The 13,083-nt window shown below is 63.1% G+C and carries 12 protein-coding genes and 1 tRNA gene; 5 read left to right on the top strand and 8 right to left on the bottom strand.

The annotated features are described in order from the left end of the window. Window positions 1-509: 509 nt before the first annotated feature. From cobA to QZ650_RS01190, 6 genes are read right to left on the bottom strand one after another with little or no spacing between them, the layout of a single operon-like run. Window positions 510-1,241 carry a uroporphyrinogen-III C-methyltransferase gene (cobA, locus tag QZ650_RS01215; RefSeq protein WP_292521213.1) on the bottom strand — a complete coding sequence of 244 codons (732 nt, stop codon included), beginning with the start codon at window positions 1,239-1,241 and terminating at the stop codon, window positions 510-512. Then, window positions 1,238-2,122, bottom strand: a complete 885-nt coding sequence (hemC, locus tag QZ650_RS01210; RefSeq protein ID WP_292521215.1) for a hydroxymethylbilane synthase — start codon at window positions 2,120-2,122, stop codon at window positions 1,238-1,240. The genes cobA and hemC overlap by 4 nt, the downstream gene beginning before the upstream one ends. Then, window positions 2,107-3,354 carry a glutamate-1-semialdehyde 2,1-aminomutase gene (gene hemL / locus QZ650_RS01205; protein ID WP_292521217.1) on the bottom strand — a complete coding sequence of 416 codons (1,248 nt, stop codon included), beginning with the start codon at window positions 3,352-3,354 and terminating at the stop codon, window positions 2,107-2,109. Before hemL ends, hemC begins: the two co-directional genes overlap by 16 nt. Then, window positions 3,341-4,324, bottom strand: a complete 984-nt coding sequence (gene hemB / locus QZ650_RS01200; protein WP_292521219.1) for a porphobilinogen synthase — start codon at window positions 4,322-4,324, stop codon at window positions 3,341-3,343. Before hemB ends, hemL begins: the two co-directional genes overlap by 14 nt. After that, complete coding sequence (hemA, locus tag QZ650_RS01195; protein WP_292521221.1) at window positions 4,303-5,574, bottom strand: glutamyl-tRNA reductase; 1,272 nt, start codon at window positions 5,572-5,574, stop codon at window positions 4,303-4,305. Before hemA ends, hemB begins: the two co-directional genes overlap by 22 nt. After that, entirely contained in the window at window positions 5,567-6,193 is a 627-nt protein-coding gene (locus QZ650_RS01190) for a bifunctional precorrin-2 dehydrogenase/sirohydrochlorin ferrochelatase (RefSeq protein ID WP_292521223.1), read from the bottom strand. Before QZ650_RS01190 ends, hemA begins: the two co-directional genes overlap by 8 nt. Before the next feature lie 153 nt (window positions 6,194-6,346). On the opposite strand from QZ650_RS01190, the gene QZ650_RS01185 reads away from it, so the two are divergent. From QZ650_RS01185 to QZ650_RS01170, 4 genes are all read left to right on the top strand, one after another. Next, window positions 6,347-7,282: a hypothetical protein gene (locus tag QZ650_RS01185; protein ID WP_292521225.1), complete on the top strand. Its 936-nt coding sequence runs from the start codon at window positions 6,347-6,349 to the stop codon at window positions 7,280-7,282. 163 nt (window positions 7,283-7,445) lie between these two features. Continuing rightward, on the top strand, window positions 7,446-8,138 hold the full coding sequence (locus QZ650_RS01180) for a PrsW family intramembrane metalloprotease (protein ID WP_292521226.1): 693 nt from the start codon (window positions 7,446-7,448) through the stop codon (window positions 8,136-8,138). Window positions 8,139-8,310: 172 nt separating this feature from the next. Continuing rightward, window positions 8,311-8,382: transfer RNA gene (locus tag QZ650_RS01175), tRNA-Gly, on the top strand. 211 nt (window positions 8,383-8,593) lie between these two features. Then, window positions 8,594-9,991, top strand: coding sequence for an amino acid permease (locus QZ650_RS01170; RefSeq protein ID WP_292521227.1), 1,398 nt, complete (start codon window positions 8,594-8,596; stop codon window positions 9,989-9,991). A gap of 233 nt (window positions 9,992-10,224) precedes the next feature. Here the strand turns inward: QZ650_RS01170 and fae are convergent, their stop codons facing one another. Next, window positions 10,225-10,728: a formaldehyde-activating enzyme gene (fae, locus tag QZ650_RS01165; protein ID WP_292521228.1), complete on the bottom strand. Its 504-nt coding sequence runs from the start codon at window positions 10,726-10,728 to the stop codon at window positions 10,225-10,227. A gap of 261 nt (window positions 10,729-10,989) precedes the next feature. Here fae and QZ650_RS01160 point away from each other — a divergent pair, with 261 nt between their 5' ends. Then, window positions 10,990-12,123 (top strand): inositol-3-phosphate synthase, encoded by a 1,134-nt coding sequence (locus QZ650_RS01160; RefSeq protein ID WP_292521230.1) that lies wholly within the window; start codon window positions 10,990-10,992, stop codon window positions 12,121-12,123. A 25-nt stretch (window positions 12,124-12,148) separates the two neighbouring features. Here QZ650_RS01160 and QZ650_RS01155 read toward each other — a convergent pair whose 3' ends face one another. Continuing rightward, window positions 12,149-12,775 (bottom strand): DUF2284 domain-containing protein, encoded by a 627-nt coding sequence (locus tag QZ650_RS01155; protein WP_292521232.1) that lies wholly within the window; start codon window positions 12,773-12,775, stop codon window positions 12,149-12,151. Between the last annotated feature and the right edge of the window lie 308 nt (window positions 12,776-13,083).

Genomic DNA, 13,083 nt, shown 5'->3' with positions numbered 1-13,083 from the left:
AATCGTCACGTGTGCGAACGCTTACGTTACGCACTCTTTAGATGAGCATGTTTATCGATCAAATAGACCCCAGGCACGGCTTTCGTGGGGGTATCGCCACGCACTGCCCCCGCCCCTGGGGTGTGGGGGACGATGCTCCGTAGGAGCAGAGTTCGAGCACCGCAGGTGCGAGTGAGGAGCGCGAAGCGCGGGTGGGGTGGGGGTTTCAGGCATCATCTTGCAGACAGGATCCTCAAAAACCTCTTGATTTCCTAGATCTGTTACTGAAGTGACCATTTCTTCATATTAACGAGTCTCCATGGAACAGCCGTTTTAGGTGTGGAGACAGGAGAGGGGGGCAAGCCCCCCTCCCCGTCAGCCCCTCCCCCAAGGGCAATAGCCACCACGGTCCAGTGTATCTGGCTATTCTTTGTTTTAACGGACCAGTTCGTCGCAACATGACATAACAAGCGTCAAAAAAAAGGAACCACACCGACACAGGGGAAGAGAAACCCCCCGCTCCTCACCCCTCAAGCCCCCTCATACAACTCTACCACCCCTCCAATCACGATCACCGCCGGGGGCCGGACGCCTGCGGCGCGGGCTTTCCCGGCGATATCCGCAAGCGTCCCGACCGTCACGCGCTGGTCGGGCCGGAGCCCCCGCTCGATGATTGCCACCGGGGTTGCGGGGTCCTTCCCATTCGCCGTGAGGGCCGCCGCGATGGCGGGGAGGTTCTTTACGCCCATCAGGATGACAAGGGTCCCCTTCAGCCGCGAGAGGACCTCCCAGTCGAGGGCGGACTCGGGCTTCGTCGGGTCCTCGTGGCCGGTGATGAACGTCACCTGCGACGCGTACTTCCGGTGGGTGACCGGGATCCCGACCATCTCCGGGACGGCGATGGCGCTCGTCACCCCGGGCACCACCTCGACGGAGATCCCGTGCTCCCGGAGGGTCTCGACCTCTTCGCCGCCGCGGCCGAAGAGGAAGGGGTCACCGCCTTTCAGGCGCACGACCGTCTTCCCTGCCTTCACCCGCTCGACCATCAGCGCCTCGATCTCGTCCTGCTCCATGGTGTGGTTGCCGCCGTACTTCCCGCAGTCGACGAGTTCGGCGTCCTCCGGGAGCGTCGCGAGGATCTCCTCGCCGGGGAGCTGGTCGTAGAGGATCACGTCCGCCGCGTCGATCACCTCGCGGGCCTTCATCGTCAGGAGGCCGAGCCCGCCCGGGCCGGACCCCACAAGATATGCTTTTCCTGTCATGGTTTTATCCCCAGTGCCGCATATGCCTCCCGGATCAGGCCGCCCGCCTGCCGGCGCAGCGCCCGCCCGCACTCCCGGGCTTCGTCGATCGTCGCGATCCGTCGCTCAATCCGCTCCCACCGAGAGCCGTCGAGCGCGAGCACCTCGGCTATCAGGTTCCCGTCCCGGCAGTAGATCCCCTGCGGGGTGAAGCACCCGCCGCCGACCTCCTCCATGACCGCACGCTCGATCTCCACGTCGAGACGGGTGGGCGCGTGATCGAGGGCCGTAAAGGCCCCGGCGACGGCCGGGTCGTCCCGGCAGACGACCGCGATGGTCCCCTGGTTCGGGGACGGGACGAACCGGTCGGTCGGGAGGGGCTCGCCGGAGAGCGTGAGCCCGAGGCGCTGGAGGCCCGCCTCCGCGAGGACGATGGCGTCGTACTGTCCCTCACGGAGCTTCCGTATCCGGGTATCGACGTTCCCGCGGAGCTGCTTCACCTCAAGCGTCGGGTCGTCGCGGAGGAGCTGGGCGCGGCGCCGGGTGCTCGATGACCCGACGACGCGGACTGTATCAAGGGAACCCTCGTGCGCGAGGAAATCGGCAGGCGAGTCCCGCTCAAGCACCGCACAGCAGGTGAGTCCCGCCGGTCGGGCTGCGGGGATATCCTTCATGCTGTGTACCGCGGCGTCGATCTCGCCGCGGAGGATCGCGTCGTCGAGCGCCCGGACGAAGACCCCCTGCCCGCCGATGGCGTGGAGCGGGACGCCGGTCGCGGTATCGCCCTCGGTCGTGATCGTGACGACCTCTACCTCGATACCCTGGCCGGCGAGGATGCCGGCCACCTTGTTCGTCTGTGCAAGCGCAAGAGCGCTTCCCCGTGTGCCTATGCGAAGAGACATGATCCGTATGCGTCTGCTATCTGTTCGATATCCTGTGTCGTGTGCGCTGCAGAGAGGAAGTTCGTCTCGAACTGCGACGGCGGGAGGAAGATCCCGGCATCAAGCATCGCCTTCCAGAACCGCGAGAACGCCTCCGTGTCACACTCCTTGACCTCCCGGTAGTCCCGCGGGGCTGCGTCCCGGAAGAAGTGCTTGAAGAGCGAGCCCATCCTGACGAACGAGCCGCGGTGTGCATCCTCGGCGACCTCTCCGATCGCCCGCGTGGCCTCGTCGAGCCGCCGGTAGACATCCGGGTGCTCGTGGAGGTGGCGGAGGGTCGCATACCCCGCCGCGAGGCTCGCCGGGTTGCCGCTGAAGGTTCCGGCCTGGTAGACCGGTCCTGCAGGGGCGACCAGTTCCATGATATCGCGCCGCCCCCCGAACGCCCCGATGGGGAGACCGCCGCCGATGATCTTGCCGAACGTGGCGAGATCCGGTTTTACCCCGTAGAGTACCTCCGCGCCGCCGATCCCGACCCGGTAGCCGGTGATAACCTCGTCGAGGATGAGGAGGACGTCGTGGGCGGCGGTGATCTCCCGGACATCGGCGAGATAGCCGTCGTCCGGGAGGACCGGGCCGATATTCCCCATGATCGGCTCGAGGATGAACGCGGCAACATCGCCGTTCCCGGCGAGGAGGTCCTCCAGCGCCTCGGGATCGTTGTAGGGGACCTGCCGGGTATGCGCCACAAGGTCCGCGAGGACGCCCGCGGAGTCGGGCACCCCGAGCGTGGTCGCCCCTGACCCGGCCTTGACCAGGACCGCATCGTGGGCGCCGTGGAAACCGCCCTCGATCTTGATGATGTCCTGCTTGCCCGTGTAGCCGCGGGCGAGCCGGATCGCGGCCATCGTCGCCTCCGAGCCTGACGAGACGAACCGGACCATGTCCACTGCGGGGTGGTCGCCGGTGATCATCCCCGCAAGGTCAAGTTCGAGCGGCGTCGGGGTGCCGTAGAGCCACCCCTTCTCGAGCTGGCGCTCGATCGCCTCCCGGACCTCCGGGTGGGCGTGGCCGAGGATGAGGGGGCCGTAGCCGAGGCAGCAGTCGACCAATTCGGTCCCGTCGACGGTCGCAAGGCGGGAGCCCGCCGCACGCTCCACGTAGAACGGGTAGGGTTTGATCGCCCTGACAGGGCTGCTGACGCCGCCCGGCATCAGGGTCTTTGCCCGTGCGAAAAGATCAGTGCTCTTCATCGAGCCACCTCGCCGCATCTTCTGCAAAGTAGGTGATGATCAGGTCGGCCCCGGCCCGTTTGATGGCGGTGAGGGTCTCGAGAGCGACGGCCCGCTCGTTCAGCCACCCGCGCTCTGCCGCAGCCTTGATCATCGCGTACTCACCGCTGACCTGGTAGGCCGCGACCGGCAGCCCGAACTCTGTCACGGCCGCAAGGATGTCGAGGTAGACTCCGGCCGGTTTGACCATCAGGATATCCGCCCCTTCGGCCGCGTCGAGCTCCGACTCCATCACCGCCTCCCGGGCGTTGCCCGGGTTGATCTGGTAGGTCGTCCGGTCGCCGAACGAGAACCCCGAGTCCGCTGCGTCACGAAACGGCCCATAAAGGGCGCTTGCAAACTTGGAGGAGTAAGACATAATCAGGACGTCCTGGTATCCGGCGGCATCGAGCGCCTGCCGGATCGCTCGCACCATCCCATCAAGCATGCACGACGGCGCGACGATGTCCGCGCCGCTCTCGGCATGGGAGACGGCTATCTGCGCCATCAGGTCAAGTGAGGGGTCGTTTAATAGATCCGGACCCTCAGAGGTCTCCCCGACGATCCCGCAGTGGCCGTGGTCGGTGTACTCGCAGGCGCAGACATCGGTCACGACGACCATCTCCGCCAACCGCTCCTTGATGCTCCGGACGGCCCGCTGGACGACGCCTTCCGCTGCATATGCCTCCGTTGCCACGCTGTCTTTCGCTGCCGGAATCCCAAAGAGGATCACAGCCCGGATGCCGGCGTTCCAGAGGCGCTCGCAGTAGTCGGCGACACCGTCTACCGGATACCGGGACTGTCCCGGCATCGAGGCGATCGGAAACGGTTCGCTGATCGATTCGTCCACGAAGACCGGCATAATGAGGTCGGTCTTTCGAAGTTCCGTCTCGCGGAGGAGCGGCTGGACGATACGCCGCCGCATCCGCCTCATTCTTCGTTCTGGAAACATGGTTCTCCACGGGTAATTGCCCTCATCAGGGCTTCTGCTGCTGCTATATCGCCGCGCTCCGCGCTCGTCCGGATGGATGCGGTTGCATCCGAGAGGAGTTTCTTCGTGAGCGCCCGGCAGAGGTCATCGATGACCTCAGCCGTCCTGCCGTCCTTCTCCCCAAGGCGGGCAAGCGCCCGGTCACGTTCACGCACCCGGATTGACTCAGCCCAGGTGTAGAGGAGGGCGAGCGTCTCGTCGGCTGCCGTCCGCCGGAGGAGCCGGATGAAGTGGCCGACCTCCTCGTCGATGATCTCCCGTGCCCGGTCAGCCTCGCCCCTCCGGGAGTCCATGGCGGCGTCGTTGATGCTCCGGAGGTCGTCGATCGTGAAGAGGTGTACGCCCTCGATCGACCGCACCCCTTCCTCGACGTCACGGGGCTGGGCGATGTCGATGAGGACCAGGTGACGGGGATGGGTGTCGAGCGGCCAGAGTCGCTCCTCCATCACCCCCCGGAGGTCTTCGGTCCGGATGACCGGGTGCGGCGCGGCGGTGCAGGAGATGACGACATCGGAGAGTGCGACATAGCGGTAGAGGTCCTTGAAGTTGACCGCCCGCCCGCCGATCTTATCCGCAAGCATCACCGCTCTGTCATAGGTCCTGTTCGCGACGTAGATGGCCGTGAGGCCTTTCGCCGAGAGTGCCTGCGCCACGAGCACCCCTATCTCCCCGCTCCCGACGACCAGGATGTGCCGGTCGCGGAGGGTGCCGAGGAGTTTCTCCGCAAGCGTCACGGCGGCAGAACCGATCGAGACCGCTCCTTGGTTGATCCGCGTCTGGCGCCGGACCCTGACCCCCACGTGCACCGCCTTGTTGACACAGAGCCCGATGAGACTGCTCGCGGTCCCCGCCTCCTCTGCGGCCGCGAACGCCCGTTTGAGCTGCCCGAGGATCTGGTCTTCGCCGACGACCAGGGAGTCGATGCCGGCGGCCAGTTCCAGGAGATGGCGGGGCACGGCCTCGCCCTCGAGAACCACAAAGCCGCTCCTGCCCTGCTCCTGCAGGAACCCTTCAAGGCTCCGCGCGTCGCCCTGCACCAGGATCTCGACCCGGTTGCAGGTCTGGAGCAGGAGGGCGCCCCGGAACCGCTCCCGCGCATCGTGGAGGAATGCCGCCTCGTCGGGGAACCGGAACGCCTCGAGCGTGGCGATGTCTGCGGTGTGGTGGCTGATGCCCGCGAGCGCGAGCGGTGTCGTGAGCGGTTCAGGCATGCAGGTACCTCTTGATTGCCAGTTCGCGCGCCCGGTCGTAGTCGGCGGCAAGCGCTCCCCAGATCTCGTCGTCCGAGAGGATACTCCAGAGGATGCGGGACCGCTCGGCCTGCACCGGTTCGGTTTCTTTAAGCATCGAGCGCACCTCGTCCTGCAGGTCGATCATCCGGTCGAGATCCGCGTACTCCGTTTCAAGCCTCATGCGAAGGTAGCGGGCGACGGCAGGGCTCTTTCCGCGGGTGCTGATCGCGACCAGGTAGCGGCTGCCCCGGACGACCGAAGGGATGATTACATCCCCTGGCTCCCCGGCGGCGTTGTTGAAGAGGACCCCCGCCCCGGCGCACAGCCTCCCGATGCGGTTGTTGAGCCCCGGGTCCGGGGTCGCGGCTACCGCAAGGAACGCACCCTCGAGGAGGTCCCGGAGCGCCCCATCCGTGAGGGACGAGAGGTCGGCCTCCTGCCGCTCTATCACGAGACCGTCAAGGTGCGGCGAGAACGCACGGCTGACCACCGTCACCTCCGCCTCATGCTCGAAATACGCGGCCTTCCGGGCACCGATGTCGCCTCCCCCGAAGATGAGCACCCTCCTGCCCGTCAGGTCAAGCATGAGAGGGATCATTCGTTCTATAGTGTGGTGAACGGAATAGATTAAGGTGTTGAAAAATCCAATTTCCCCGGCACCCGTTGGTATATGCCCGGGATCCGGATTGCTGCACCCTGTTTATCAAAAGAAGGTTTTAATGGCAGGAAGATCCTTTTCTTCGTGAGAAATATGGCTGATGAGATGTATGCATTCAGCAGGCTCGAAGGCGCCCTCCAGCGCACGAAAAGTCTGCTCTGGCCGATCAGGTGGGGTGTCTGGCTCCGCCTGGCGGTGATCGCGCTCTTTGTAGGAGGGGGCATAAGCTTCCCGAGCACCTCTGGATATAACTTTGGAGATGGTGACCTCCCGCCTGGTGTTATGGAGTCCCTCCCCGCTATTGCGCCGCTCATTGTGGCGCTCTTCATTGTCGTGCTTGCGATCGCTATCATCTGGTGGATCATCGGCACGGTGATGCAGTTCGTCTTCGTCGATATGCTTCGAAAGGATGACATCCATATCAGACCGTTCTTTGGAAAACGGCTCGGAAAAGGGGTGCGGCTCTTCGTCTTCCAGGTCGCCCTCACGCTGGTCCTGATCCTCGCCATGGTGGCGCTTATCATCATGCTCGTCGGACTCGGCGGGTCGGGTGTCGGCGGTGCTGCACTCATCCTGGTGTTCATCCCGTTCGTCCTGGTCGCAGCCCTCCTCTTCGGGATTGTCTTCCTCCTGACCAACGACTTCGTCGTCCCGATCATGATCCATGAGGACTGCGGCGTCATCGAGGGCTGGCAGCGGCTTATCGAGACAATATCGGCAAACATCTGGCAGTCTGTCGTCTACGTCGTCACCCGGCTCATTCTGGGCCTCGTCGCCGGGATTGTGCAGGCGGTTCTGGTCGTCCTTGCCCTGCTGGTCATCGCAATACCCTTTGTCCTCATCGGGATCGTGCTCCTTGCCGCGCTCATGGCCAACTACGTGCTGCTCCTCGTCCTCCTCATACCCTACCTCATCATCGCCATCCCTGTCGCGCTCCTGATCGCGGTTCCGTTCGTCACGTTCTTCCGATACTACGGGCTGCTGGTGCTCGAAGGGCTCGCCCCGGAGTATCATCTCCTCCCCGAATAACCTCTTTTTGAAGAAGGGTGCCCCGATCGGGAACCCCGTGCCCAATGCGCGGCTTTCCCCGGTCACGGCTCCCCAATTCCGGGCAAGACCGGGAATCGCTTCGCCGGCCCGGCCTATCTGACGGAAAGACTCTTCCTCTCTGAAACCATGGATCCCGATCAGCATGGTCGATATCGAGCCGCTGGTGATCCTTGCCCTGGCGCTGGGGCCGGGGATCTTCTGGGCGTGGTATTTCTACCGCAGAGATAGATATGAACCTGAGCCGGCGGCCCTGATCGTGAAGATCTTCCTCCTCGGCGTCCTCGTCACGTTTCCCGTGGCTTTTGTCGAGGGGTTCTTCGGCCTCTTCATCGTGTCTCCCCTGATCATGGGCGCAGTTGTCGCGCCCATTGTCGAGGAGTACGGCAAGTTTGCGGTCGTGCGCCGGTTCGCCTACCGGGACAGGGAGTTCGACGAACCGATGGACGGCATCGTCTACGCCGCCGCCGCCGCCCTCGGGCTCGCCTCGCTTGAGAATGTCCTCTACGTCTTTGCGGCCTACGTGACGTCGCCGGAGCTGGCCCTCGGCACAATCGCTGTCCGGGCGATCTTCTCGGTCCCCGGGCACGCGCTTTTTGCCAGCGCCTGGGGATACGCTCTTGGCCGGGCCAAGTTCTCGGCCCCCGAACGGCGCTCCCGGATCGTGCTCGAGGGGCTTGTCCTCGGCATGGTCCTGCACGGCGTCTTCAACTTCCTGCTCATGACTGCCGAGGTCTTCGCATACACCATGGTCGTCTTCATCCTGATCCTGACTCCAGGGCTCTGGATACTGGCAAACCGGAACATTACAGCCGCACTTCGCCACGGGCGGCAGTAAGCGCGCGGTGGATGCGCGGTCGCCACCTCAAAAATGATGCACAGCGCTTGAATCCAGCCCGGTTGCGGGGAACCACCAGGGACGGCACTACCTGAACCCTGGCTGGCTCCAATAGGTTTATTAACCAGCGAGTGCCATGTTGTAAGGCACACAGGTGCGAGAGCACACGCGTGCGCCGATAGTGTAGTGGTTATCACTAGGCGTTGCCAACGCCTAAACCCGGGTTCGAGTCCCGGTCGGCGCACTGGAATACTTCTTCTTTGAGTTTTTCACCCATTCAGCAGACCTGCATGAATTTACCCGCTGTTTCACGGGAAGCGCCAGCATTTCCCCGCTAGAGGGGATCGGGGTGCTGCTCCGCCTTCATGAGCATCCGGCGTCAATACCCGGCGATATGCCCCCAATAGATTGACGCGGAATATTTATCCCCGCTACTGCCTCCTCCCCCTGCTACGATGGGACTACAGCGGGGGCTCTCGCAGTTTGACCTGACCAGCATCATTGTCGGGGCGATCGTCGGTGCTGATATCTACATAGCCTCGGCACTCACGGCCGGCCTGGTCGGCCCGTTCTCGATCGTTCTCTGGGTGGTGGCCGGCCTCTTTGCCGTAACCATCGCAATGGTCTTTGCCTACTGCAGTTACTACGTCCCCCGGGTTGGCGGGCCGTTCGCCTACGTTTCGGAGGCGTTCGATGATTTTTACGGTTTTCTTGCCGGCTGGAGCATGTGGGTCGCGGAACTCCTCGCACTTCCGGTCTTTGCAATCGCATTTACGAACTATCTCCAGACGCTCGTCCCCCTCACTCCGGCTGCAGGAGTCACCGTGAGAGCAGCCTTCGTCGTCTCCCTGACGCTCGTCAACATCGTCGGCGTCCGGGCCGCAGGGAGACTGAACGACGTCCTGACGCTCATCAAACTCTTCCCCCTGCTCCTCCTGATCATAGCGGGGTTCGGTGTCTTCATCCTCCGGCCGGAGATGTTCATCGGGAACTACACCCCGCTGCTCCCGCTCGGACTCGAGAACATCTCCCATGCTCTGGTTTTGATCTTCTGGGCTTATGCCGGGTTCGAGATGGGGACGCTCCCGGCCGGCGAGGTGCAGGACCCGCAGAAGGCCATCCCCCGCGCCATCACCAGCGGGATACTGATTGTCGCTCTCTTTTACCTCTCGACGAACTTCGTGCTCTTCGGGCTCGTCAACTGGACCATACTCGAACAGAGCACCGTGCCGCTCGTCACGGCCGGCACCATCCTCTTCGGGTCGATAGGAGCGCTCATCATGACGGTCGGCGCTCTCTTTTCGGTCGCGGGGTCAGACGAGTCGGGGATGCTCGGCAGCGCACGGCTCGCATATGCGATGGCGATTGACGGCCTCTTCCCTCGTGCGTTTGCGAAGGTTCACCCGCGCTACGGAACGCCGTACGTGGTCCTCATCGTCCAGGGGGTGCTTGCGTTCGTCCTCTCCAACATCGGGAACCTGTCCGGGCTGATATCGTTCGCTGTCCTCAACCTCGCGCTCTCGTTCCTGCTTACCTGTTTTTCCCTCATCGTTCTCCGCAGCGACCGCGCTACCAACCTCCGCGGCCAGCACATTCTCCCCCTCGCAGGGATCGCGATCTGCCTCTTTCTCCTCTTCTCAACCACAACCTTCGATAAAGTTGCGGGGGCCCTGGTCGTCCTCGCAGGCATCCCGGTCTATCTCTATTACTCCCCGAAGACGGATATCCGTCACTTAAAAAGCCTCTTCCTCTCTGAGGAGGCCATGCTCCTGCGGCGGCTCGAGGTAAAAGAGATGTATCTCGCAAACGCTCTGAACCTTATCCGCAGAGCTCTTCGCTGGGCTCAAGGGTAACGCTTATTCCCTCCTGCTCGTGAAGGTGCCGATGGTCCTGGTCATCGCCTTACCGCTCCTTGCCGCCACCGTCATGACGGGCATGCACCTGGCGACAGGCTGGCGGCGTGATCCCCAACGTGCTCAAAGAGGAATCCTTCTAAAAATGGAAAAACTGTGTTGTATCCTTCGTCCCTGGCGCGTACGGTTATGCCTCCTCCTCCTGCTGGCGTAACGGGGGCCTCCCCGCCGCATCACGCGAAGGGATGCTTCGCCGTGTCCTTTTGAGCGAGCACCTCGCTCATCGTCGGCTCGCCCGTCATCGCCCGGCGGATGGCGGTCTTCGTCGCCTCGTAGTTCCAGTCGTAGATCTTCTTCCTGTCCGCCGCGTCCCACCCGATGAAGACCGAGGCGATGATCAGCAGGCCGTCGGCCTCCACTTCCGGTATGATACCTTCCGCGACGCTGTCAATCACCGCCTTCGCGACGGCGGCCTGTGCGGGGCCGAATATCAGGAGCGCCTGGTTTGCGGTTTTGATGGTGATCTTATTGACCATCAGCGTCGCGGGCCGTGCGGGGAGGTTCGGGGTGAGGACGGCAAGGAGCGGCATGTAGCCCCGTGCAGGCAAGGAGAGCGCCGTGACGAAGGCCTGCTCCACGCTGCCCCCCTTCTTCTCGATGACAAGATCGATGTGGGCAACCTCCGGCCCTTCGCCGACGAGTGCTTCCCCGATGAGTGCATGTTCAACATTGACCATGGTCTCTGACCTCCTGAATCTGGACGGTGCTGATGTGGGATGTGGAGAGGAAAATGGTTGTGGCCGGTCCCTCTTCTCCTGTGGAGAACTCACGCGGGCCCCGGGGGGCAGGTGGGATGCCTGCATCATCATGGTCTTCTCCGGCAGCCTGGCACATGAACCCCCGGCGCTTCTCAAAGCATACCCTTATATTTCCCGCTCGGCATTATAGTCGAAAACGCAACTGCCTCCACAGTTGTGTCTTCCCTGATGGTGCGTCAGGTGGTATACCGAATCTATTGGGAGGCTGTCGTGGACTCGATCAGGATTGCAATTGTTGGTGTCGGAAACTGTGCCAGTTCGCTGCTCCAGGGAGTCGAGTACTACCGGGGAAGAAGCGAGAAGGATGCGACCGGACTGATGCACTGGGACCTCGGCGGCTACCTGCCGTCTGATATTGAAGTGGCCGCAGCGTTCGATATCGATGCAAGGAAGGTCGGGAAGGATGTCTCAGAGGCCATACTCTCCCCGCCAAACTGCACCACGGTCTTCTGTCCCAATATGCCCCGGACCGGGGTGACCGTCCGGATGGGGCGGGTGCTGGATGGCTTTCCCGAGCATATGCAGGGATATCGGGAGGAGTCCAGGTTCATGCTTGCCGACGAGGAGGAGGCGTCGCGCGAGGACGTCGTCCGGGTGCTCGAGGACTCGGGTGCCGAGATGCTGCTCAACTACCTCCCGGTGGGGTCCGAGGAGGCCGCACGGTTCTACGCCGGGTGTGCGCTGGAGGCGGGGGTCGGCCTCATCAACAACATGCCGGTCTTCATTGCAAGCGAGCCCGCCTGGGCGGAGCGGTTTCGCGAGAAGGGCCTCCCGGTCATCGGCGACGACGTCAAGGCCCAGCTCGGCGCGACGATCACCCACCGGGTCCTTGCCGACCTCTTCCGGCGACGGGGGGTGAGACTGGACCGGACCTACCAGTTGAATACCGGCGGCAACACGGACTTTCTGAACATGCTGAACCGCAGCCGCCTGGCCTCAAAGCGGGAGTCAAAAACCGAAGCGGTGCAGTCGGTTCTTGAAGAGCCGCTCGATGACGACGACATCCATATCGGCCCGAGTGATTACGTCTGCTGGCAGAAGGACAACAAGGTCTGTTTCCTCAGGATGGAGGGGCGCCTCTTTGGGGACGTCCCCATGCACATTGACCTCCGCCTCTCCGTCGAGGACTCGCCCAACTCTGCCGGGATCGTCATCGACGCCATCCGGTGCTGCAGACTTGCCCTTGATAGGGGCATCGGCGGCGTGCTGACCTCCCCATCCGCCTACTTCATGAAGCACCCGCCGGTCCAGATCAGGGATGATGATGCCTGCCGCATGACTGAGGAGTTCATCCAGGGCCTTCGGGACGACTGAGGGCATCACTCGATGAGGACGAGGCCTACCGACGTGATGTTGCCGTGCTCGATCTTGCCGTACTCGAGGTTCCGGCAGGGATGACGTGCAGGTCCCACCCGGCCTTCCGTGCGGTGGAAAAGACGTCGTTCCCGGCCCCCTCCATCGTCGGCCGGACGAGGTCCATGTGCCAGCAGAGCCTCCGGATGCTCTCGTCGACGACACCCTCGTGCTCCTCGGCGACGCAGTGCAGGTGTTCGCAGTAGATGCAGGGGTATCCCCCGAACCCGAACGCCTTCGGGAAATCGTCGTAGAAGGCCGTCTTTTCAAGAAGGTGGATCGTCGAGTTCACCCAGAGGATGAGGTCGCGGAAGAACGGGTGGAAGTCAAGCGGGATTTCGTCGGGTTTCAGGTTGGGGCGTCCCGGCACGCCCTCGAACCGCAGCAGGAGGGCGGTGCTGTACTCGGCGAGCAGCCGGTTGGGTTCGGCGACGGTGGGGGCATAGGGCGGGCAGGACATGTGCTTCCCGTAGCCCTTGCACCCGAACCGGCACTTGAACCGGACCCATTCCGCGACGACGACGTCGTGGGTAGCAATCCGCTGCACCTCCGCACCGCGCTCCCGCGCGAGGGAGGAGAGTTTCCCGATCTCTTCCTCGAGTTCGCTTCTCACTGTGCTTCCCCCTCGGTGAGGGTATCTGCCGTGTCCGGGTATTTATAGGTGGCGTGGGGGAGAGCGGCGCTCCGGCGGGTGATGAGTGAGATGGGAGAGTCTGGAGACACCCGGAGGGGAATGTATCGGAGATGTGAGTGCCGTAGGTAGGTGAGCGTGAGAGAGCGCTAACTAAGATTATTGTTATGGTTATTGGGTCAATCGAAGCGATGATGTAGCCTAGTAGGCTGGACTGGGGGTAAGGAAACGTTAGATATTGTCAAAAATGCCCATACGCTGGACCGTGGGGGTATCGCCTTTGGGGGAGG

This window comes from Methanoculleus sp. (assembly GCF_020696975.1).
Classification (GTDB): Archaea; Halobacteriota; Methanomicrobia; order Methanomicrobiales; family Methanoculleaceae; genus Methanoculleus.
This window is presented reverse-complemented; position numbering and strand designations above follow the sequence as displayed.

Excerpts from the sequence above, each read along its gene's own strand:
- cobA (WP_292521213.1), bottom strand. The coding sequence starts at position 1,241 with ATGACAGGAAAAGCATATCTTGTGGGGTCCGGCCCGGGCGGGCTCGGC.
- hemC (WP_292521215.1), bottom strand. The coding sequence starts at position 2,122 with ATGTCTCTTCGCATAGGCACACGGGGAAGCGCTCTTGCGCTTGCACAG.
- hemL (WP_292521217.1), bottom strand. The coding sequence starts at position 3,354 with ATGAAGAGCACTGATCTTTTCGCACGGGCAAAGACCCTGATGCCGGGC.
- hemB (WP_292521219.1), bottom strand. The coding sequence starts at position 4,324 with ATGTTTCCAGAACGAAGAATGAGGCGGATGCGGCGGCGTATCGTCCAG.
- hemA (WP_292521221.1), bottom strand. The coding sequence starts at position 5,574 with ATGCCTGAACCGCTCACGACACCGCTCGCGCTCGCGGGCATCAGCCAC.
- QZ650_RS01190 (WP_292521223.1), bottom strand. The coding sequence starts at position 6,193 with ATGATCCCTCTCATGCTTGACCTGACGGGCAGGAGGGTGCTCATCTTC.
- QZ650_RS01185 (WP_292521225.1), top strand. The coding sequence starts at position 6,347 with ATGGCTGATGAGATGTATGCATTCAGCAGGCTCGAAGGCGCCCTCCAG.
- QZ650_RS01180 (WP_292521226.1), top strand. The coding sequence starts at position 7,446 with ATGGTCGATATCGAGCCGCTGGTGATCCTTGCCCTGGCGCTGGGGCCG.
- QZ650_RS01170 (WP_292521227.1), top strand. The coding sequence starts at position 8,594 with ATGGGACTACAGCGGGGGCTCTCGCAGTTTGACCTGACCAGCATCATT.
- fae (WP_292521228.1), bottom strand. The coding sequence starts at position 10,728 with ATGGTCAATGTTGAACATGCACTCATCGGGGAAGCACTCGTCGGCGAA.